17 protein-coding genes and 1 pseudogene are annotated in these 20,998 nt (G+C 62.6%); 6 read left to right on the top strand and 12 right to left on the bottom strand.

Annotated elements, in window-relative coordinates; all coding sequences use genetic code 11:
• Nucleotides 1-613: 613 nt before the first annotated feature.
• The 6 genes from BMX97_RS21585 to BMX97_RS21565 form a co-directional block, all read right to left on the bottom strand.
• Nucleotides 614-2,446, bottom strand: a complete 1,833-nt coding sequence (locus BMX97_RS21585; RefSeq protein ID WP_091753338.1) for a TniQ family protein — start codon at nucleotides 2,444-2,446, stop codon at nucleotides 614-616.
• Nucleotides 2,446-3,552: an ATP-binding protein gene (locus BMX97_RS21580; protein WP_177202305.1), complete on the bottom strand. Its 1,107-nt coding sequence runs from the start codon at nucleotides 3,550-3,552 to the stop codon at nucleotides 2,446-2,448. Before BMX97_RS21580 ends, BMX97_RS21585 begins: the two co-directional genes overlap by 1 nt.
• Nucleotides 3,545-5,842: a Mu transposase C-terminal domain-containing protein gene (locus BMX97_RS21575; RefSeq protein ID WP_091753310.1), complete on the bottom strand. Its 2,298-nt coding sequence runs from the start codon at nucleotides 5,840-5,842 to the stop codon at nucleotides 3,545-3,547. Before BMX97_RS21575 ends, BMX97_RS21580 begins: the two co-directional genes overlap by 8 nt.
• On the bottom strand, nucleotides 5,839-6,366 hold the full coding sequence (locus BMX97_RS21570; protein WP_244538572.1) for a hypothetical protein: 528 nt from the start codon (nucleotides 6,364-6,366) through the stop codon (nucleotides 5,839-5,841). Before BMX97_RS21570 ends, BMX97_RS21575 begins: the two co-directional genes overlap by 4 nt.
• A gap of 309 nt (nucleotides 6,367-6,675) precedes the next feature.
• Nucleotides 6,676-7,098: a hypothetical protein gene (locus BMX97_RS32270; protein WP_143074680.1), complete on the bottom strand. Its 423-nt coding sequence runs from the start codon at nucleotides 7,096-7,098 to the stop codon at nucleotides 6,676-6,678.
• Nucleotides 7,099-7,791: 693 nt separating this feature from the next.
• A complete protein-coding gene (locus tag BMX97_RS21565) occupies nucleotides 7,792-8,682 on the bottom strand; it encodes a 3'-5' exonuclease (RefSeq protein ID WP_091753308.1) in 891 nt (296 codons plus the stop codon).
• Between the two features lie 94 nt (nucleotides 8,683-8,776).
• Here BMX97_RS21565 and BMX97_RS21560 point away from each other — a divergent pair, with 94 nt between their 5' ends.
• Complete coding sequence (locus BMX97_RS21560; RefSeq protein ID WP_143074679.1) at nucleotides 8,777-9,031, top strand: helix-turn-helix transcriptional regulator; 255 nt, start codon at nucleotides 8,777-8,779, stop codon at nucleotides 9,029-9,031.
• Nucleotides 9,032-9,237: 206 nt separating this feature from the next.
• Complete coding sequence (locus tag BMX97_RS21555; protein WP_177202304.1) at nucleotides 9,238-10,074, top strand: alpha/beta fold hydrolase; 837 nt, start codon at nucleotides 9,238-9,240, stop codon at nucleotides 10,072-10,074.
• A gap of 101 nt (nucleotides 10,075-10,175) precedes the next feature.
• Here BMX97_RS21555 and BMX97_RS21550 read toward each other — a convergent pair whose 3' ends face one another.
• Nucleotides 10,176-11,471 (bottom strand): flagellin N-terminal helical domain-containing protein, encoded by a 1,296-nt coding sequence (locus BMX97_RS21550; RefSeq protein ID WP_091753306.1) that lies wholly within the window; start codon nucleotides 11,469-11,471, stop codon nucleotides 10,176-10,178.
• Nucleotides 11,472-11,960: 489 nt separating this feature from the next.
• Between BMX97_RS21550 and BMX97_RS21545 the strand changes: the two genes are divergently transcribed.
• Nucleotides 11,961-12,725, top strand: coding sequence for a glyoxalase superfamily protein (locus BMX97_RS21545; RefSeq protein WP_091753305.1), 765 nt, complete (start codon nucleotides 11,961-11,963; stop codon nucleotides 12,723-12,725).
• A gap of 182 nt (nucleotides 12,726-12,907) precedes the next feature.
• Here the strand turns inward: BMX97_RS21545 and BMX97_RS21540 are convergent, their stop codons facing one another.
• Both BMX97_RS21540 and BMX97_RS21535 read right to left on the bottom strand, forming a co-directional pair.
• On the bottom strand, nucleotides 12,908-13,918 hold the full coding sequence (locus tag BMX97_RS21540; protein ID WP_091753304.1) for a helix-turn-helix domain-containing protein: 1,011 nt from the start codon (nucleotides 13,916-13,918) through the stop codon (nucleotides 12,908-12,910).
• A gap of 73 nt (nucleotides 13,919-13,991) precedes the next feature.
• Nucleotides 13,992-14,570: a tyrosine-type recombinase/integrase gene (locus tag BMX97_RS21535; protein ID WP_177202303.1), complete on the bottom strand. Its 579-nt coding sequence runs from the start codon at nucleotides 14,568-14,570 to the stop codon at nucleotides 13,992-13,994.
• 571 nt (nucleotides 14,571-15,141) lie between these two features.
• On the opposite strand from BMX97_RS21535, the gene BMX97_RS32265 reads away from it, so the two are divergent.
• Nucleotides 15,142-15,399 carry a hypothetical protein gene (locus tag BMX97_RS32265; RefSeq protein ID WP_143074678.1) on the top strand — a complete coding sequence of 86 codons (258 nt, stop codon included), beginning with the start codon at nucleotides 15,142-15,144 and terminating at the stop codon, nucleotides 15,397-15,399.
• Nucleotides 15,400-15,798: 399 nt separating this feature from the next.
• On the opposite strand, the pseudogene BMX97_RS21530 reads toward BMX97_RS32265, so the two are convergent.
• Nucleotides 15,799-15,969, bottom strand: a pseudogene (locus tag BMX97_RS21530) (IS256 family transposase); the annotation flags it as partial.
• Between the two features lie 333 nt (nucleotides 15,970-16,302).
• Between BMX97_RS21530 and BMX97_RS21525 the strand changes: the two are divergent.
• Nucleotides 16,303-16,929, top strand: coding sequence for a hypothetical protein (locus BMX97_RS21525; protein ID WP_143074677.1), 627 nt, complete (start codon nucleotides 16,303-16,305; stop codon nucleotides 16,927-16,929).
• Between the two features lie 40 nt (nucleotides 16,930-16,969).
• Here the strand turns inward: BMX97_RS21525 and BMX97_RS21520 are convergent, their stop codons facing one another.
• A complete protein-coding gene (locus tag BMX97_RS21520; RefSeq protein ID WP_091753300.1) occupies nucleotides 16,970-17,203 on the bottom strand; it encodes a hypothetical protein in 234 nt (77 codons plus the stop codon).
• Between the two features lie 122 nt (nucleotides 17,204-17,325).
• Nucleotides 17,326-19,143 carry a GmrSD restriction endonuclease domain-containing protein gene (locus tag BMX97_RS21515; protein ID WP_091753299.1) on the bottom strand — a complete coding sequence of 606 codons (1,818 nt, stop codon included), beginning with the start codon at nucleotides 19,141-19,143 and terminating at the stop codon, nucleotides 17,326-17,328.
• Nucleotides 19,144-19,613: 470 nt separating this feature from the next.
• Between BMX97_RS21515 and BMX97_RS21510 the strand changes: the two genes are divergently transcribed.
• Entirely contained in the window at nucleotides 19,614-20,819 is a 1,206-nt protein-coding gene (locus tag BMX97_RS21510; protein ID WP_091753298.1) for a DUF2235 domain-containing protein, read from the top strand.
• Nucleotides 20,820-20,998 lie beyond the last annotated feature (179 nt).

Genomic DNA, 20,998 nt, shown 5'->3' with positions numbered 1-20,998 from the left:
CGCGGGTTCGCAGTAGCCGAATGAACGTCACTGCTATGGAAGTGTGATCCCGTTGCAATATGCGCCAAGGCGGGCGATCTTTGAAGCCAGCGAGTGCATTACTCGGCCGTGTCACACCCCAGCGGTAAAGTCGCGTCGATCACGACGCAGCTCGAGATGCCAGGGCAGATTCGGCCAGTTCAGGGGCAGTGCGAATCCGCTGCCAGCGGCCTCGAAGCAAGGCGCAATGCCTCATCGGAAAAAGCCCTTATATCTCAAGAGGGTTTGTGCGCAGTAGCCAAATTATGCTGAGATCGTGGACAAGAACGCACCCAAAAAGGGTAAATTATGGTGTGCGTTTCAGAATGCCTGGCGTCACAAACACCATAGATTTTCCGAAAACACCCTGTAAGTCATTGTTTCCTCAGCGTTCTCATTTTGGGCTTTGCTATTTTGCGCGATCCTTGTCACCATAATGTTGCGTCGCCAGACAGCATAATGCTGCGTCGCTGCACAGCATAATCTTGCGCCTAGCCGCTCGGTCATCGAGCATAGCGATGAGCGTTCCGGCAATGAACCAAAAGAAAGGCCCCGGCTTTCGCCGAGGCCCCATTGATTCAATGATAGACATTTGCTACATCATCGTACTTCTTAGATAGAATGTCGCCCCAACCTTTTCGTTGGTGATCGCAGGTTTTTTTCCACGCCTATCTAAGTCTGCCTTTAATTTGTAGGCGTTCACATTGTAACGTCGAGCCAGTTCGGATAGAGATACGTATTCACGCTCGAACGTATCGACTGTCTGCGATCGCACGATGAGAACGGGACACCGATTAACAGGGTTGATCCACTTCTCGCGGGCGAGATAACCATTGGCGATCAACCCAGTGACGGCGCGCTGGTGAATACCGAGACGCGTGCGCAGGTCGCTTGCGGTGAGGCCGTCCAAATCGGGTGCGCGCACCTTCTCCAAGACTTCGTCGGCGTTCACGAGGACGCCATGGAAGCCCGGTGTCTCGGGGTCTCTCCCAATCCACTCGAGGCCGTCATCGAGGATCATGCGCAGCAGGTCGGGCATGGTGCAGTAGGCGCGCTTGGCCGCCTCAGGGATGTCCATGACCGGCGGCTCCGGGTTCGGATGAACGACGGCGCGACGCGTGAGGCGGTCTAGGAAATCGTCGAGATCGGCCACCGCGTAGGTGGCACGTTGGCCTTGTCGTTCGACCGCATGTGTCACGAACGGCTTGATGAAGCCACCTCGGGTCAAGGTGAGTGTGTGGGCGTATCGCGTCCGCAGGTGGGCGGTCACGCCGCGGAGGCGAACACCCTTGGCGACTTGGCGCAGGTGGGGTGCCGCAGCGATCGCGTCGAACAGGACCTCCGAATCTTTGCGCGGAGCGTCCCGCGTGATGATCCCTTCGGCGATGAGGATCTTGCGCAGGCGTTTCGGATGCTGGCCGGTCTCGAGACCTGCGGTCGTGATCGAGTGGATGTGTCGGCGCGTGACGGGGAGGCCGACGAGGGTGTCCCCAGGACCGATCGGCACGTTCCGGAGGGCATGCTCGTAGACGATCTGGCGCAGCGGAGCGTAGGCCGGATCCGGTCGGTGATAGGTCAGGACGTCATGCAGGACACCGTAGAGCGCACGGGCACCGTCACGTCCCTTCGTGCGCGAGGCGCGCCGGCCCCGGAGATCATCCAGGAGGTCGCGAACCCGGGCCTCGCCTCCGTGGACGACATCGTATCCGTGGGCGGCGGCGTCGCGCCGAGCGATCTGGCCCAAGCCACGGCGTCCCGCGCGGGGTCCGTGCAATGCGACGATCCCGAGCGCTTCGCAAGTTCGCGCCGCCGCGTACCACGGCATCGCGTCCAACAATGGTGACGCTATGGGGGCGTCGGAGAACCGTGCTACGAGGTAGGCCTCGGCGGCCGAGGGGGTGACGGCCTGGGCCGAGGCCGCCCGCGCCTCGAGGGTGAGGAGACTGGACGCAACGGTCCGCGCAAAGTCGTGGGCCTTGTCGCCGTGCTCAACCTCGCGGATCGGCTCCAGCATCACATGGTGATGGGGGCAGGCCCGGATCGGGCTGAACTGCCAAATCGTTCGACCGTAGACAGCGGCCGGCGGCGGCAGGCGCGACGTCGCGAGATCGGCGATGAGGCACCTTGGACAGACGTGCGACCGTGCATGTCGCAGCATCTTTCTTTGAATGATCTCGCCTCGGTAACAGGAGGTGTGGCCCTGTACGGCCAAGGCCGCGCGCGTCAAGTCGACCGTCGGCACGCCCGTGAGATCCGCGAACGCCGCGAGCGCATCCGGATCTCCAGCTACGATCGGCTTATATGAGATACCAAAGCATCGCAGGAACGCGCGGACCGAGCCTCCATGATGGAGCGCCGTCACGCGGGCGGCATAGCTCGTGACGCTCTCGTCGGACATCAGCGCGAGGAAAGGGAGGAGCTTGGACATCAGCATCCCTTCCTCGACGCCTTGAACTTTGCGGTAGCGCGGCTGGACGGCCCCCGATCGTCGTCGGCGAAGGTCGAGCTGGTGCCGAGCGCGCGAAACGGGTCAGTAGCCTCCCAGTCCCCTACGACGAACGGGTTGTCGTCGGCCTGCACGCCTCGGCTGCGGGCGAAAGCGCGCGCGAAATCCTCCGGGACTAGGAGGGGGCTCGGCGTAACCGTGCCGCTCGTCGTCCGGTCGAGACGCTTCAAGCAGCACTCGATCGCGTCCTGGACGTACTCGATCGACCGGCCGAGCTGATACCCGCCGGCGTGGATCAAACGGGGCGTGATCCCCGCGATATGCTCAGGCGTGATCTCAAGTTCGGCAACCTGCGCCAGACGCCGGACGATGCTGCCCATCCGCTGCGCGTCGCCGTCGATTGTCAGGCCGTCCAGCGACACGAACTTCAGTCGCTCGCCGACCTGGGTGTCTTTCTGCAGGGCCGCGGTAAGTTCCGGGATGCCGGAAAATATCAGGGACACCGGCCATTCGTCGTCGATCATCAAGCACTTGAATGTGTTGATGATCCTCTTGATCTGAACTGCGTTGGCAGGCTGCGTGATGTGGTGCGCCTCGTCGATATGCAGGATCTTGACACCCATCAGCTTCAGCTGGTTGCGAATCATATGTGCCAGGCGGATCTCCTGCCGCGGAACTTCGCTGATCGGCATGCCGAGCTTGCGCAGTGTGTCGAGCGCGAATCGATCGAGGGTGCATGCGCCCTGCGGCGTGACCGTCACGAGCGCGCAGTTCGGCCGACCGTACGCCGGGAAAGCGGGATGCTCCCGGAAGACGCGCCGCAGCAGAGTGCTCTTCCCAGCTCGCGGTTCGGCGATGATGGCGATCCCGCGCGCTTCGTGCTCGCGGGCGCTGTCCGGGTCATCCTGACGTTCACGGACCTCGATCATCAGGCCGATGAGGTCGTCGATGTGTTCCGAGACTTCCTCGTGCTTCGGATGCCGGAAGTACGTCCCGCGGACGCGCTGCATGATTGCCGTCCGTCGCGCTTGGGCGTCGGATCGAACGCTGCGAAAATGGCTGAACGGGTCGATCACGTGATCAGACATCGGGCGTCTCCATGATCCAGTCGTCGTCGGCATCGTTCTCGGGCGGTGGCGTCTCGGTCGGATGCTCCTGCGCAGCGCGCGTCTTCGGCGGCCTCTTGGACTTGGTCGGCCCAAGCTCCGGATCGGTGACGGGGCCCGTCACCGGGATGCCGTGCGCCAGTGGGTCCGCGTCCGACGACCGATCCGGCCGGTGCGTCTCCACCGGGACGGCGAAGCCGCGGAAGAGTTCATCCTCGGCGCGGCCGATCTGGTCGGCGTTGTATGTATGCGGAGCGATCGAGAACCGACGTTCGGCCTTGGCGGCAATCGTCCGGATCTTCTGCAGCGCCTCCGCGATGACCGGCCGGCTTGCGGCCGCGGCGGTCTTGTGGCGACGGCGCTGATCGCGGACGACGGACAGCCAATCCCGGACTGTCGCTCCCTCCAACCCGGCGGTCGCGCACGGGACCGTTACCCAGGCTTTTCCGAGTTGGACGGAGATCCATCCCAGATCTTCCACATCAAGCCGAACCGGGAGATCGATACCGCCATTACTAGCCAGTACCCGAGCCAGGTCTTCGGACTGGTAGTGCAAGCCGAAGACGCGAATGCCCGTCTTTGTCAGCGTTCGCTTGAGATGGATGCCGAAAATAGCGCGCTGCTGGTGCGCGCCCGGTACGACGCGGACGGCTCCACGCTCGCGCATCAAGCGGATCCACGCATTGCGCGGAGTTTCGCCGTTCAGGCCTTCATGAGCCGAATTGTGATAGACATCGACATCGTAGATCACCAGCGCCTGGGCGAGCTCGTCGATGAAGAGACTGGCATTCTCGACCGCATTATAGCTCCCTTTGTCGGCAACATTCGCGAACGTCTGGCCACTAAATAGCGACAGGAACTCGGTTCGCGTTGTTCCGAAAGATCGCTCGACGTGGCTTCGTCTGTTCGGTTGCCCGATTTGTGACGCGTCGAACTGGACGCGCAAATCGGCGAGAACCTGACGCGTCCACTCCCCACGGAAAGCGAATGCGCCGTCGGGCGATATTGCTCGAGGTAGGCACGCGTATTCCCATGACGTTTTCGCTCCCATCGCCGTAGCGAGCGCGGTCTTGTCGTTGATGATCATGCGTAGAAGCGTGATCGCCGCCTTCGTCGACTCGGACGGAGTGAGGAGCTCGCCGAGGATGCATCGGCTGGCAACGTCGAACGCGCGCAGCAGGTACCAGCGCTTGCGCGGTACGGCCGCCTGCTGCTCTGGCGTCAGCGTCGCCCAGACACCGCTCTCGACGCAAAGCTGGATCAGAGAGAGCTGACACCCATCGATTTGGACGAGTTCTCCGATCTGCGTGACATCGAAGCGCTGCTTCGTCGCGCAATGCTTCCGTATGGCATAGTCTAATTCGTAGCGAGCTGCGTCCCTCTTAAAGAGCGATATTCTTTGAATTCGAGCGCGATATGTGCTCTTCCCGATCTGCCTGAGAGGTTGCAGGCCGAGTTCAGCACGCTCTTTGTTCTTTTCAGCGAGCGCATCAATGTAGCGTTCGTAGCATTGGTCATACGAGTGCCGCTTCAAGCTCAAGTAGTCATCGATCGCGTCGAGCAGCAGCGCGTACTCGTCAGGCTCGAATCGGTCGAGATGGTTGCCAGAGTTGCAGTGACATTGGCGCAGACCCCAGGCTTGGCAGCCGGCATCTTCGTACGCGCCAAGCCATGTTTGCAGAGTTCGCGGACCTGGAAGCGAACGGAAGACGATCTCGGTCCCTGCGCGGATCTTCCGCGGTGCACCCGATTTCGTCACGCTCGGTTGCTGCTTACTACGATCCGACGCTCCACCACGGCGCTTTGACTTCTCACGCCGGGCGTAGTCGAGCTGTAGCAAGTCCGGTCCAGCGAGACGCATCGCCTCGGCGAAGCCCGGAGCCGTACGATTGACGCGCTGCTTGTCCCTCGGAGGGGGATCCTCGCGGTGAAGCTTCTCCAAGCGCAGGAATGCTAGGACGCAAGCCTCAGCGAAGCGGACACGTGGCAGCTCCTCGACGGGGATCTCGTCCGTGCTCTCAAGCAGCGTCCGAGCTCGAGCGCGGGCCCGGGCCTCGGTGTAGTAAGCCGTGTCTTGGCGAAATTCGGGATGCTGTCGCTCGGCTTCGAACTCAGCGAAGCTGACGTGATCGGCAATATCAGTACCGAACGGCTGCATGACGTAGCCAGTCGGCGTTATACCTTTACATGTCAGGATGCGACCGCCGCCGAGCACGATGCGATCAGCAACTCCGAGTTGGTAGCGTGGTACGATTGGCGTTGGCCCGCTCATCGCGCAGCCCTCCGCTTGGCGGCGCGCACAAGCGTGCCGCCAGAGATGCGGCCCGTGCCCTGCGCGACGATACAGCCTGCACCAATAAGACGGACGATCGCCCGGAACGCCTCTCCCTCGTAAGAGGTCGCGTCCCTCAAATCCGCGACGCTGATCTGACCAGTCACTTTCGCAAGGACGGCGAGAACGGCCGCATCGGCTTCGCCGGGTGAATCGCGTCGGCAGTCATGCAGCAGCGCTGCATTGTGTAAAGCATCCTTCGGCAGATCTCGCTCTGTGTTGTGTATAATCTCGTCCGCGACCACCGGAGAAATCCGCGCAGCCAAATCGCCGAGGTAGTCTGCGAAGTGAAGCGCTTCCGCGCGGCGACGCGGCTTATAAGAGACGGCTTTGCGCGTGCCGTCGCGCATCGTTAAGACAGCGTCGAAATAGTGAGTTCGGACGACTCCAGCATCATCGCGATAAATTGCTGCTTGTTGCTCACGAACATCGACGATGTCGCCGCGAGCAAGCGCGTAGTGCAACAAGCCTAGCTCGCCGCTCGACTCGTAGAAGATTTGGCGCGGGGCGTCTCCAGTCGTGACGAGTATACCTTGGTTCGACCCGCGTGAGCGAAACCTCGTTGGCAGGCGATGCGCTAAACTCGGCTCGGTTGGGTGCCAGGCATCATCGAGCGTGCGATTACGACGCTTAGTCATAAATACATCCTTCTAATTTCTGAGGGTGATATGACGGCCAAGCTGAAGGCTCAGCGCGCCAAGTCGTGCGGTGCTGCTGACCGCCGTCGAATTCAGTTAGAGAAGAAGGGGTTTATCGTGACCGACGGCCTGCCGTCAGTGTTCGGCGGGACTTGCCGAACAGTCGAGCCCACGCTCGGTCAGCAAGTAAATTTCGTCCGCCACAGCTGGCGAAATCAGCCGTTGCAAAATTTTGAGATACTCTCCCAAATTATGCTTTTTGGCGTACGCTTCGTCATCGACGGCAATCACGAGACGCTTTCCGCAAATTGTGTGGGCGCGGAATGCGAAGCTGTAGCGACTAAACGATCCGTCGTCTCGCGAAAATATTACATTGAACGAGCCGTATTCTAATTTCAAAATATCAAATTCTGAACAAATATAAATCTCGATATTGCTCCGCACTTCCGGAGAGAGCGCGAGCATACGATGGTCGACGGTCGCTACTTGCCGGGAGCAGAAGTAATTCGGGGTGAGATCGACCGTAAAATTGCTCTGACGATTTTGTGTGCTGGACATGAGTATATCCTCATCTGTCGTCGTGCGCCGCATAGCGACACGGGAAGTGAAGCGGACAGCCGGCGGGGATCCTGCGACGCGGGGCGGCGCGGGGAGGGCGACTGAACTGAAAGACGATGAGGATGCTGTGCTGGGCCAGTGTCGCCCTTTCGAGGGCGCACAGGCTCTTGCATCGCACTGATGACCGTGCGAATCTCAAGCCTGTGCAGACCGTATGCGATTGATCGCATACGGTCGATCACAGCATCCTCTCAGGGGGATAGCCGACGCGGCTTGCTACAGCTGAGGCGTCGGCGTTCGGGTCATCACCGCCGGGGACATCCGACTGCAATCAGATGTCCCCTGGTGAACCGAGTAGATCAAGATCATAGACTGCGCATCGCGGTCTCCTTTTCGTTTCGCGGTTGGCGGTCTGTCGCCTTCCGGTGTCGAAAACTTAAGCGCAAAATTCAGTGCGTTGCTAGCGCCATCGCTTTTTCGCGGCTTGCGTGCCGGGGGGACGCCGGGCGCGATTCGCGAAGAATCTCAATCGAGTCAACCACTTGCTCCGACTCGTTTTTTTGTCCTGAGTCGCTGTTGTACCGTTGCGAAACGGTGCGAATCGAGCGCCGTTAACCGGCGATTCATGATGAATCGCCGTGATTCACGTTCGCTGCGAGTACTTACGTATCGGCACGAAATCGATGGGATGCGTCAAGCGCGGCCGGAGAACCTGTCATACGGCGAGATGGGAACGATCGGTATATCGGCTTCATAGCGATAGATTTCGAGCCGCAGCCACGCCAGTTCACTCGCCACTTCGGCTTCTGGAACGTCTTTGTACCAGCATTTCACATGAGTCTTGCTTCCGTCGTCCCACCGATACCGCCGAGCCTTAAGAGTATTTTTGCTATCATACGGTGTGCGAACGGCTTTGATCCGGTATGTCGGATTGAATGCGTTCTCGATTAAGTGTTCGTAGCCGGTTCGACCCGATTGAGGCAGCGGTCTCGACAGTATCTCGAGCGTCGCTTGGCAGTCGTCGACCGCGCGATGAGCAGAGTAGATCATCCCGAAATCGGACGCGATGTAGCTGAGCTTGCTACCCATACCTTCGGCGGCCCATGGAACCTGGGTCAATGAACAGCCCCAAGGTTTCTGCGCTAAAATAGGGCAAAGGTCTTCCGCAAATCTTCTGTCGAACCCTGCATTGTGCGCGATGACGAAATCGGCCTCGTCGACCATCGCTGTAACCCTGGATCGATCGATGATATGCCCCTCCACCATCGGCAAGTCTATGCCAGTTAGTCTTGTGATTTCTGGCAAGATCGGGCCGAAGGGCTGCTGGAATGAGCCATACGGTACGCCGGCTTCGATCAGCCGGCCGTCAACAGTGTAAACGAACGGCAGCAAGCCAACCTCGATGATCTCGTGGTATGCTGGATCCAGGCCTGTCGTCTCCAGGTCGATGATGAGTCCGTGTCGGACCTCCTCGCCAGGAGCCGCGATGCTGAAGATATGGCGAGGCTTATGACGTCGGAGGACACGATAATCACTATGCCGGTCGAGGGCGGACGCGATGATTTCGGGATCGATGTCAAGCATTTCGCTTGCACTCCTCTGTGGGCGGACAAGCGTAAGATAGATTCCCTTGGGGAAAACGATACACAGAGTATCGTTTTATGTCGATCACTTTTTCGTGATCGAGATCGCAGCGATGGATAGGCGGCTGGTCAAGGCAGCACGCGCGGCTCTCGGCTGGTCCCAAACGGAGCTTGCTAAGCGTGCGGGTGTGCAACGCCTCGTTGTCGTGCGCTACGAAAACGGTTCGCAAGTGCCACACGCGCGAACAATGAATAATATTGTTGAAGCATTTCGCGTCGGCGGCATAGAGGAAATCTATCGCGAAGATGGTGCTTCAGGCATTGTATTAACTAAAGACATAGGTGCATAATACCGTATCTCTTGAGCATTGGCGCGTTTGATGTGCGGTAAATTGACCGCATACAAAGCGCAATCAGCTTGACCGTGTGTGCATCAGCTTTCGCCCCAGTCGCGACACTCACGCAGTGAGCGCTACCGCACAGACAGCCTCCGAGATGGTAGCAAAGAGCTTCTTGCGCGTCATGCGAAGCGAGGCTGCCGATGGCTTGGGATAAGATGTACAGTGGCCTGCACGTCAATGTCATTCGAACAGGACCACGCGGTGGGGCACCCATCCTGTTCATCCACGCGGTCAGCCTCGACCTCACATGGTGGGACCATCAGTTCGCAGCCTACGGCATGGACCACGATCTCGTCGCCTTCGATCTGCCGGGTCACGGCGCATCACCGCGCCTCGATGGCTCCTATACTTTCGATGCCCTGGCTACTGTCACCGCGAACGTGATCACCGCTCTCGACACGGGATCTGCGCACGTGGTGGGCATCTCTGTTGGCGGCATGATCGCTCAGACCCTCGCGCTCGTGCGGCCCGATCTCGTGCGCTCACTGACGCTGGTCGCCACCCTCTGCACCCTGACCGATCCAGTACGTGAGGCGATGCGCGAGCGAGCGCGTGTCGCGCGAGCGGATGGTATGGCCGCTATCGTATCTCCAACGCTGGAGCGGTGGTTCCCGGCTTCATTTCGGGCCAGACGTCCCGACGTGCTGGACCGTGCCGCCAAGATCGTGCTGCGGCATGACCCAGCCGTCTACGCCGAGATGTGGGAGATGATCGCGGACCTCGACCTTGAAGCACGCATTCCCACCATCGCCTGCCCGACGCTCGTCGTGGCCGGTGCGCAGGACGTGAACGCCCCGGTCGCCGCAGGACAGAAGATCGCCGACAGGATCCCGGGTGCGTCGTTGCACGTGCTACCCGGCGTCGGGCACTTCCCTCCGTTGGAAGCACCGCATGCCTTCAACGAGCGGCTACGAGTTCATCTCGAAGGCAATAGGTCGCGCTGCCCAACGGGTAATTTCGACCCACTGCGGTCCATTGCACGGCCACGCTGATTGAGTTTTGACACAGACCACTAAAAGCTCCCGTCGCGGGGCGACGGGGGCTTCTCCGGCGGTTCCTGTGGCGTGGGGATGTACCGCGCCGCCTCGGCCGCCTAGCGCAGCAGCTGCAGGATGCCCTGCTGGGCCTGGTTCGCTAGCGAGAGCGCCGAGATCGACAGCGACTGGCGGGTCGACAGGGCCTGGGAGACGGCCGCCTCCTCGTTCATGTCGGCGTTGGTCAGGTTCGCCGCGCCGGTGTCGAGGACGTCGACGATCTGCTTCGTGAAGTCCTGCCGGGTCTGTATCACCGACAGGTTCGACCCCAGCGTCGAGGAGGTCGACTTCAGGGTCGTCAGCGCGTTGGTGAGTGCGTCGGCGGCATCGCCGAGGTCGGCGTTGTTCTGGACGCCGAAGTTCGCGCCGGCCTGCGCGGTGGCCGAGTCCGTAGCGGTGCCGATGCCGAGGTTCAGCGAGTTGATCGCGCTGTTCTGGATCTGGAGCTTCGACGCCGCGCTTCCGGTCTTCTCGTTGAAGGAGACCGTCATCGCGTCGCCGTTCAGGAGGTTGGTGCCGTTGAAGCCGGCATCCTTGACCGCCTGGTCGAGCTGGGTGCGCAGGTTGTTGAACTGGTTGACGAGGGCCGAGCGCTGGGCCGAGGTGCCGCCCGCTGCGGTCGCGACCGCGCCGCCGGTGAGCTTGGCGAGCTCGGTCGCGTCGGCGGTGATCGCGCCGGTGCCGGCGGTGATCTTGCCGGCCTGCACCGTCAGCGGGTCGGAGCCGGTCCCGGTGATCTGAAGCTGACCCTGCGAGTCGATCGAGGCGGTCGCGACGCCCGAGCGATTGATGCCGTTGACGAGGTCGTTGACGGTGTCGGTGGTCTTGATCGAAAGGTTGTAGACGGTGCTGCCGGCGGCGAGCTGCAGGGTGTCGACCTTGGTGGTGTCGACCCCGACGTTGCCGGAGGCGGTGCCGTTCGCCGCGCTCGCGGTGCCGATCACGGTCTTCGCGGCGGCGACGTCGCGCTGGCTCTTTCCGGTCGCAGTCGACTCGGCAGCGGTACCGAGGACGGCGGTGCCCTGGAGCTTCGGCAGGTTGGTCGCGGCGTTCGACTGCATCTGCGAGACGACCGACTGCATCTGCTTGACGATCGACGACGCCGCGTCGACGCCCTTCGACGCCGCCTGGATGGTCTGGATGCCGTTCGAGATACCGTCGAGCAGGTTGGTGAGGGCGTTCGCGCGGTCCGACAGGCCCTGGGCCTGGAAGAAGTTCACCGGGTTGTCCAGCGCGTTAGCGACGCGCTTGCCGGTCGAGAGGTGGTTCTGGTTGGTCGCCGCGAGGGCGGCGGTGTCCTGCAGCGAGAGCAGGTTTTGGCGGGTCGCGGCGGAGAGCGTGACGGACGACGGCATGGACGAGACTTCCCGATGTGCTCGCGGGGATCGCGAAGACACGAGGATTTTCGGCTCTGATGCGTCAGCCGACCGGGTAAGATTTCTTCACGATCGGATCTCGTCGCGGATGCGTCGTGCCAATTGGCGCACACCGTGTGCCAAGGGCTGCGCCGTGCGGCCTGGTACGGTAGGGTCAAAGTGTAATCAGCTTGCCCCTGCGACTGGCGGCTAAGAATGGGGGGCGGGTGCCGAGCGGCAGGATCGCGCCATTAGCCGGCTTTGTGCCAAGAGGCGCTGACCCGCCGCTCCCGACCCCACAGCAGACCCAAAGGCGTTGACGCAGTGTGGGCCATGATGTTTCCTACCAGCAGGCTGATGCGGCCTGCCGCTCGCGCCCCTCGGGGTACGGTGAACGCATCGACGGGTGAGATCGCGATCCCGCACCCAGGATCGATCGGTCGGCAAGGCGAGCACTGACAGCGCGGTCGATCCGGTTCGGGGACCAGCATGCCTACCGTCGATGATGCCAAGTCCATGGCGCGGGCCATGGAGAGCGCCTTGCGCGCCAAGAACGTCAGTCTCTCCCATGGCGAGTGCCTCGACATCGTGGCCCGCCAGTTCGGCCTCAAGGACTGGAACGTCCTCTCGGCCCAGGCCAAACGATCTGAGGCCGCCGCCCGGCGAGGCGTAGCGTTGCTGAAGGGCTGGGTGCTCGTCGCCGAGTATCCCGACGCCTACGATCATGGGGCCGATGCCGACCCAACCGCGGCGGGTGGCGGCGCTGCCCTCATCCGGCACGATCCCGTACTTGGGCCGAGGCACTATCCCGAACCGTCCCGCGCCTTCGGCTGCTATGTGCAGACTGTGTCGGCAGTGCCATTCCACGGCCAGCGGGTAGCGATCAGCGCCACGCTGCGCTGCCAGGAGGTGACCCACGGGGCGACGCTCTGGGCCAGGGTGGACGGCATGCCGGGGCACACCTTCGCATTCGACAACCTGAAAGACGCAACGGAGGGGTGGCTATTTGGCACCGTGCCGTGGGTTGAGCGCCGGGTTGAGGTGGACGTTCCTGCCAATGCAATCTCTCTGCACTTCGGCTTCTTCCTCAAGGGCCGAGGTGCGCTCTGGGCGGCGAACTTTCGCATTGAGCGCATGACTGCGGCCTCGCTTGGTGCGCGGCCTATGCCCCAGCAGCCGCAGGCTCCTGGGTGGATTACCCCAACGAACCTGATGTTTTCGGAGGTGATCGACCTTTCGGTGGTGACCACCTGATCTCTCCCACGACCGTCGCGTCGCGAGGCCCGGTTCGCATGCGGGATCCGAGTTCCTTCGCATGCGAACCGGGTCGGCGAAGGACTGCTCGCCACCCCATTCGGACTTCGATCCGCTCCCATTAAAGGACCGCATGGGGTCGCGAGCGGATTCCCATGCGGTCAAGCCGATCGATTGCAACCCTACAGCGTACGTAACCAACCCAGAAGGCCTGTATCCGGTCGATGGGGAAGGGTTGGCGTCGATCCTGGCTCGACCTCCGTCGGCGACATGCCGTACCGCCGACGAAAGGCGCGGCTGAACACGCGAGGATCACCGATGCCGCAATCGTGGGCGAGACGGGCGAGCTTCGGGCGGCGCGCCGTTGGAGTTTGCCGGAGGGCGCGCATTGCGAAGGCGAGCCGGCAATCGCGGATGCAGGCTTGGACCCCGCCCGTCCCCTCGAACAACCGGTAGAGCGAGCGACGCGACAAGCCGAAATGCTCCATCAGTCCGGTGACATCGACGCGATCTAGGTGCTCCTCGATATAACGGCGTACGGCCAGGACCGTCGCGCTTGCGGCGTCCCTCGCGCCCTCAGCTGATCCTGGTGCTGCGGGCCCTCCAGACGTGTCGATGGCCCGGCAGAGGGCGACCGTCGCCGGCACAAGTTCGGCGACCTGCGCCTCCGTGGCTGCAGCGAGTACGTCGGCAAGATGGATGAGATGGCCGGCGAGGAGGCGGATCAGCGGATCACGGTCCGCCACGAGGACGTGCCGGCTCAGGAGGCCGCTTGCGCCGCGGCCGTTCGCAAGGAGCCGTCGGGGTACGACGGCGGCGACCCCGATTACAGGCGGCATCGCGATGCTGATCGGCCGCGCCAAGTCGATCAGGAGGAGATCCCCGGGAGCAGCCTCGGCCGTTCGCGCATTCGTCGTGACCTGTGCGCGACCGCTCGCATGCGTGCGCAGGACGAGGTGATCGAGCGCCTGCGTCGAGACGATGTGCGGCGTGCGCTCGATGACCTGGGCTGGGCCATCTTCGACGGCGAAGACGATGTCGCCGAGGTGGTAGTATCGCAGCGATGCGTGCAACGAGACGGTCGCGCCGTCTGCGAGACGACCCTCGTAGAGGGGAGGGAGGCTGGCGAGCCAGGCGCGGCCGCGACGGCCCTCTTGCGGGATGTGCGCGAAGCGGTGCTCGAGGATCAGCACGGCGTCGCACCCGCAGGCCGCGACTGGCTTCGCGGCTCACTGGGACGGTGCCGTGCATCACGCCGGCGGCTCGCTACCACATCCGGGCGGCAATCTCCCGTTCCTCGGGACCCAACACGTCGCCGTAGATGGCCGTCGTCGAGATGTCGGCGTGTCCGAGCCAGCGCTGCAACAGGTTGAGTGGCACGCCCGAGCGCAGCGCATGCACGCCGAACCCGTGACGAAGGCCTTTTGGCGAGGCGGCGGTCGTGCCGACCCCAGCCTCCTGCATCACCACCTTGACGTGCCGCCACGCCGTCGTGCGGCCGATGGGCCAGAGGAGCGTATCGGGAGGCTTCTGCCCGTGGATGCGATCGAGGGCGGCCATGACCGAGGTCGGCACGGGCACCTCGCGCACGACGCCGGAGCGGCGCTTCTTGAGGCTGTGGATGCTGATGATCGCACCGTCCCGGTCGAGATCGGCATGGGTCAGGTGTAGGGCCTCGGTGATCCTGCAGCCGGTCCAGGCCAGGACGAGGCAGAGTGTCGTGATCTCGGGCGGGGAGGCCGCGGCGGCTCCCAGGAAGCGCACGCGCTCGTGTGGCGTCAGGTACTTGCGCCGACCGGACGCCGTATGGAGCGACAGCGGTGGAGCCGACGCGTAGCGGGCCATGGCGAGAGATCCTGAGAGCATCCGCCGATCGCTGCGACGACGGAGAGCGGAACGATTTTTCCAATTCTGTTCCACGCCGCAGCCCGACGCGCATCGCGCGTCGGCACGGGTGGGATTGGGCAAAACCGGTACTCCGCCTTGCTTCAGTCCTGCAATGTTAAAAATGCAATGGTTTCAAGAAAGTAAACAGAATTGGAAATTCTGTTCCGCGATTCGCAGGCGACCATAGCGCATCCGGCATGTAATGCCAATCCCTAAAAGCGGAGTCTGATCAGGCTCTTGCTGCGATTCGCCTTAGCCTCACCTTCGTAGCGCGCACGCGCCGGCCGAACGAACTCGGGCAGATCGCAGGAATGCGATTCGCCCTGCCGCCGGCAGCGACGGCGACGCACCCCGCGGCCGGGCATCGGTCCGCAGCCGGGACCCATCCCATGAATCGCCAGCTCCCGCCGGAGGGCGTCGCCGTCTGCGTCGTCCTGATCCTGCTCGTCTACCTCTTCGCAATGATCGTCACCGGCTGGCTGCGCTGACGAGCGTCGTACCCCGCTCCACAAGATGGCGAGACCATTCCATGCCGCAACGCTCCTCATCTCGACTGCGCTCTCTCTTGATCGCCGTCTCGCGCAAGATCGATGCGCACCTGCCGAGCGACAGCCTCTCATCGCTTGTCGTCTGGGCCGTCTTTACGCTCTTGGCTGGTCTCCTCGCGCTCTGCATTGTCCGCGATATTTGGGACGGAGCCCTGACAGGCTGCCCTGGCTATGACGGCGTCACGCACCAGAGAGAGGCTGAAGCGCTCTGTGTCTCGCCGTCAAATCGCAAACCTTGATAAATAATATCGAACAAACCGAATATATATTACATCACTATACACCGCACTGACGAAAGAAACTGGAAACACAACGTAATTTTTGTAATTACGTCTATTATATTCGATGCAATATACGTCTCATCTCCGCTACATTCGCAATTCGGGACGAGTGTGCGCCGTCGAAAGAATTTTGCAACGTGATGGACTGCTATGCGTTGTTCAATGAAGTCGTCACCCTCGGGCGGTCACAAAATATGCAGAACGAAAGTGCGCCGCCCGAGTCCCCCGGGCAGAAGCGGATAGCCCTGTTTCTGGACGGGACCTGGAACACGGTCAGCGACAACATGAACGTCTGGCGGCTCAAGGCCTTGTGCGCCGAGCGCAGCGCCGATGGTGCGCGCCAGGTCGCCTACTACAGTTGCGTTGAACCAACCGCTCGGCGCTCTTCTCACCGTGGGCTGCCCCGGTCAGGCCGCCCACCTCCAGCTCCATCAGTCGCTCGGCTGCAAAACCGATCATCTCGCGCAGCAGATCGGCGTCGGCACTCTTCTCCATCAGCCCACGCAGGGCCATGATCTCGTCGGTCATCGGCGGTCTCTCGGGTTCGGGCTTGGTCGTCGCAACCCGACCCTACCCGGCAACCGCCGATGACCACTCCCCAGCTACACCACCGCCTGGGACACGACCACGGGCCAAAGTTGAGCGGCTGACGCCCGATGCCCGCCGATCCCAAGCCTGGCGGGGCTGGCGAGCGACGGACTACAACCATTCAAACCGGTCGAGCCCGGATCAGCCGACGGTTCGATCTGGTGGGTAGAGGATGTGGTACCAACCAATTCCACCAAAGGGATGCGAGGGACGATGCCAACATTGAGGATGTTCCGAGGCTTGGCTATTCCAGCTTCGCAGCGGGATGACGTGATGGGAAGGATCGCGGCAACCGGGTTCGTCGGCGACGAGGGCCGGTGGAGCATCATCCATCAGCACCCGGGCGAAATCGATGCCCTCTTCGAGCAAGAGGATCTCGATACGAAGGTCACCCGCCCCGATGGCGTGGTGCATCCTAAGGTCGTTTGTGCGTGCGGCGAGATCGACGGAGCCTTATACTACGCCTGCAGCCATAATCGTTCGGAGGACGACGATGCCCCGATCATCGTCGAGTTCGATGTGCCGCTCGGTGACGTGGCCATCGACGGTCGCGACTTCCTGTACCCCGCCTTCCAGTTCGCGAGGCCTGAGGCGGCGCGGGAAGCTCTCCTGGCTGCCTTCGGTCCGCGTGTCCTCAGGTACGCAGACAAGGCCTGGTCTGCGGACGACCATGGCAGGCGCATCGCCCTGTGCGACCTCGCCATCCACGATCCCGCTGTCATCGAGGCTCACCACGGCAATCGGACCGTCATCGCAGGCCGATATGGTACCGTGTTCCGGAACGCCTTCACGGTCGTCTGCCCCGTCGCGCCGGAACGCATCCGCTCGGTGAGGTCGGCACCCGAGCGCTTCGCGGTTCCGCAAGCGGTATTCTCCTTGCGCGACATGATCGGGCGTTGAGACGATCCCGGGCCTGGTAGCGCTGCCCGGTGGGCGCGGGTCAAGCAACAGGCACGATCTCCGCAGCTGCGATCAGGTTGACCTGTCCGCTCCGCTCGCCGCGCATGCGCAGCAGGAACCCGCGCCGCAGGTAGGTGACGACCTCGTCCTCGCGTACGGCGATCTGGTTGGCGGCGTGGTGCTTGACCTTGCCGAGGGCCGGATCGGCCATTCGCAGGAGGCCGTCGCGGAAGCGATGCGGCACGAAGCGCTCGCCGTCCGCAGCGATGCGCACGAGGTCTCCCGGTCCGCACGCCGTACCCGGGAGTGCGACGAGCGCAGGTTGCGGTGAGCTCGGTAGGTCAGTTCGTACGATGGCAGCGGTGATGCCGGGGGTGGTCTCGGCATCACCGCCGATCAGTTTCCCGCCGCACTCCCGGTCATGGCGACGGGTGCGGGCGGCACGATGCCGGCCGGATCGAGGTCGAGGCCCCGCAGGCGCTGCCGGATCAACTCCTCGCGCGCGGCGACGAACTCGGGCAGCGCGCCCACCTGCCAGAGCGCCGGATCCCTCGGGATCAGGTGCCGCTCGAGGAACGTCCCATCGCGGGTGCGCAGCCACTGGTCGAACGGCAGGTTGCTCTTCTCGAGGTTCTCGCGCGCGAGCAGCAGCTCCAGGTTCCCGAGCCGGTTCACGTTGTCGAGGATGCGCTGGATCAGCGGCTCCGACAGGTTCTGCGCCATCAGCGCCTTCCGATCGGCGAGCGAGCGCGGGATGATGTGGTCGACGTGGTGCGGCGTCGAACCCCAGGCCTGCGTGTCGTAGAGGAGCGACAGCGCCAGGAAGCAGGTGCGCTTCCCGTAGCCGACGTCGAGGACACCTTCGATGTTGTTGTCGTCGAAGGCGATCGCCCGCCCGCGCGAGGCGAGACCCTGCACGAGGTCGCGGTGGGGGAAGTCCCGCCCGTCCTTCAGCGCCTCCTGCAGGATCGCGCGCGCCGCGCCGATCGTCCGGTCGGAGCTGCCCCCGAACACGCCGTTCAGCAGGCTGCCGAGCAGCCACCGATGGATGTGCCGGGCGTTCGCCGCCTCGAACGGCGTCGTGCCGTCCAGGCTGCCGCCGCCGACCCCGTGGAGGTAGTAGGCGATCGGCAGGAGCGCGTTGAGCGACGTCAGCGTCTCTCCGTCGATGCCGAAGCGGTTCACGAGCCGCAGCGTCGCCTCGAGGCTCGCCTTGATGCGCGTCCAGCTCGCCTCGATGCGGGCGAGGTTGGAGATCGTGAAGTTGGCGACCTTGTAGCGCTGGTCCAAGTCGCAGAGCACGAGGCAGGACTTCATCACGAAGTCCTTGTCGAGCCGGTTCTTCACGCCGAGCCCCTCGTTGAGGTGGTCGACGAAACCGTAGATCTCCTGGCGAGCGCTGACGCCCTGCCACTGCGCTGTGATCATCGACAGGAGGAGATCGGACTTGCTCAGCTTCGTTCCGCCGTCGTTGGCGCGGATGAAGATGTCGAGCACGCGGTCGTAGGACTGGTCCTTCTCCGTGTAGTAGGCGATGACCCCGTCCTTCCACACCATGCGGTAGAGCCGGTCGAGGGTCTTCTCGACGATCCTGCCCTGCGCCTTCGTGGACGTGTCGGGCAGGGCATCGACTACCTCGTCCCTCAAGCGATCAAAGGCATCGTCGCCGATGCAGTCGAGGATGCGCCCGATTTTGAACCAGTGGTGCCGTGCGTCGCTCTTCGGCTCCGTCTCGAAGAAGCGAAGGCCGTAGGTGATGCCGAGGTCCTCGTCGTCGGACACCTCGTCGTCGACCGCAGGGTCCTTGAGGAGGTCGAGGTAGAGGCGCTGCCTGCTCCAGGCGTCGGGGTTGTGCCGCCGGCCGTACCTGGCGCGCACCGAGTACGTGCCGCGCAGGCCAATGAGCAGCGAGGTCAGGCGCTGCTGCCCATCGAGCACGAGCTTGACGTCGCGCCCATCGGGCTCGGCCATCTCGTTGTGGGTGTCGCCGTGGCGGAAGTTCTCGATAAACTTGTAAATCTCCCAGTCGGCCCGGCGCTCGGGCCGGATCTCCCAGAACAGGAAGGAAGAGATCGGGTAGCCCTTCAGGAGGGAGTCGAACAGGGCTACGATCTGCTCGGGCTGCCAGACGTACGGTCGCTGTATGGCCGGCAAGAAGTAGCTGCGGTTGATGTCGTCGAGCACGCGGCCGATGGTGGACGAGACGTAGGACATGGCAGGAGGGTACGTTCGATGCGGAGCTGCGCCATGGGTGCCAAGGTTCGTGCATCGTGTCCATCGGACATCGCCGATTCAGGACGCGTCGTGTTCACGAGCGAAGGATACGCCTCCAGGATCGAGAGCACCCTCGGCCAGTCGTACCTTTTTGATGAATTCGCCAGATCATAGTGGATGCTAATATTCTCTTGATCCAGCACATGTTCAGCGACGACGCCGTCCCAAATTAGCGACGTGATCCGATCTCCTAACCCTTCGTCCAGCCCGGATGTTGCAGATCGACCGTATGCCGATTAGGATGGGCCGTGTCCACCGCTATCGAAATATCTTGAAGGTACGCCTCGCTTGTGTCTACCTGCGGTGATGAAACGTAGGACGTCATGCGACCAGCCAGCCCAGCGAAATTTGCAACGTACTGAGCTGGTCAGCGTTGTGTACAATTATTATGGGCTGAGTGGCGACAGACGATGTTGAACGACAGCGAGACGATAAAGTCCCCTGGGCGGAAGCGTGTAGCACTTTTCCTCGACGGGACATGGAATACAGTTGGTGACAATACGAATGTTTGGCGGCTGAAGGCGCTGTGTGCCGAGCGCGGCGCTGATGGCACGCGCCAAGTCGCCTACTATAGTACCGGTCTCGGCACCTTCGTCGGCGAAAAATTGCGCGGCGGGATGTTTGGATACGGATTGGATAAGGCGGTCATCGACGCCTATAAGTGGCTGGTCGAGACCTATGAGCCAGGCGACGAGATCTTCATCTTCGGCTTCAGTCGCGGAGCTTACACGGCACGAAGCCTCGCCGGGTTCATCTCGAAATGCGGCCTGCTCAAGCCGGGCGCTCCGCTCGGCATCGGACAGCTCTACGACCGGTACCGTAAGGACGAGACGGTCTCGACCATCTGGAAGCTCTACGCTGCGCGCGAGGCCGGCCTCGCCAGCGGGTCGGTCGAGGAGCGCTGGATGCTCGACTATGCGATGCGCACGCCGATCAAGATGATCGGTGTCTGGGACACGGTCGGGGCGCTCGGCGTCCCTTTTGGTGACATCCCGGGGATCAGTCGATCGGGCTTCAAGTTCCTGCACACGGGCCTGCGTGTCTCGCAGGAAAACGCCTACCATGCGGTCGCGATCGATGAGCACCGTAAGGCCTTCGCACCCACGCTCTGGACGCGGAAGATCCGGGACAACGTGCCGGCGACATCGATGGCGGCTCCGCGACCGATCGCGAGCGTCGAGCAGCGCTGGTTCGTCGGTGCGCACGCCAACGTCGGCGGCGGATGCCGCAGCGACCTTCTCGCGCAGATTCCCCTGCGCTGGCTGATGGACAAGGCGTCCAGCCTTGGCTTGTCCTTCCGCTCGACCGTCACGGTCGATCCGGACGTTCTGAATGCGCAACTCTCTAATAGCTACGGCGAATTCCTGCATGGAGCCTACCGGCGGGTCAGCAAGCCGTACCATCGCATCATCGGCGAACCGCCGCGGCCCTTCCCGGGTGGTCGGGACGAGACCATCAACGAGACGATTGATGCCAGCGTCTTCGACCGCTGGCGAGCCAATGCTGACTATCGGCCGGTGAACCTGGCGGATTGGGCACAGCGCCACGGCGTCGAGCCCGGCTCCATCACGACTCCTGTCCTCGCACACGATCCGCGGACCGCAGTTCGCTCATAGCCGGCCAGACATGCGACCGACTGGCCGTCGGAACCGCGTGATAGCTCTTGAGTAGCGCAGCCTCGAAGTAAGACGGCGCATCGTGCCCCAAGGTGCGCTGCACTTCGCATCCAACTCGGAGTATCGCCTAATGATTTTCTAAATAAGAGATATCCACCGGCCGATATAATTCGCCGATG

Origin of the sequence: Methylobacterium sp. ap11, assembly GCF_900110515.1 — a bacterium.
GTDB classification, from domain to species: Bacteria; Pseudomonadota; Alphaproteobacteria; order Rhizobiales; family Beijerinckiaceae; genus Methylobacterium; species Methylobacterium ajmalii.
The sequence above is the reverse complement of the archived record's forward strand: the minus strand, read 5'-3'. Positions and strand labels throughout refer to the sequence as shown.